This window comes from Alcanivorax sp. HI0044, from assembly GCF_001634945.1.
In genome coordinates, this window is the sequence record NZ_LWEZ01001244.1 from 1 (window position 1) to 735 (window position 735).

Here is a 735-nt window from a genome sequence, read left to right on the forward strand (position 1 = left end):
GAGCAGGTAATTGAATACCGCCACCGGCATGGTGGATTCGATCAGCACCACCCCACGCAGTGGGCCGTCGATGTCCAGTGCCGTCACCAGCCCCCACCCCACCGCAAAGCCACTGGCCAGACGCAGCACCGCAAACCCGGCTCCGCTACCCAGATGGCGCACTTTCAGCTGCGACAGGGACACCCCCAGTGTAATCAGCATCAAGGGAATGGTCAGATCGCCGATCAGGCTGACGGTGTTGTAGAGCCACTCAGGCAGGCTTAGCTGGAAAGCGACCATGGCCACGGCCAGAAACACGGAGATCAGAATCGGGTGGCGGAACAGTTTCAGGGAAAACCCCTCGCCACTGACGATGGCCAGCCCCAGGGAAAAGTGCGCCACGGAGTAGAGCATCATCCACGCCAGCGACAATGCCAATCCGGCTTCGCCAAACGCGAGCATGCACAGCGGAATGCCCATGTTGCCGGTGTTGGGGAAGATCAGTGAAGGCAGAAACACCCGAAAGGGTTGGCCGGTAAAGAGCAGGATCACCGCGCTGACCACGAACGTGGTGGCCAGTACCGCTACGGCCAAACCGGCCACGTCCATGAGCGCCTGCAAGTCCAGCTCCGTCTTGCCCATGGTGGCGACAATCAGGCAGGGAGTGGTGACCAGGGTGACCAGGGAGGTGACCATCCGGGTATCAAAGGGCTTGCCGGCCCGCGCCCAGAAAAAACCCACGCCGGCGCATAACAA

The 735-nt window shown here is 61.4% G+C and carries 1 protein-coding gene; it reads right to left on the reverse strand.

The window, feature by feature from the left end:
* On the reverse strand, window positions 1-735 hold a 735-nt coding region (locus A3730_RS17695), incomplete at both ends, for an AEC family transporter (RefSeq protein ID WP_063538579.1).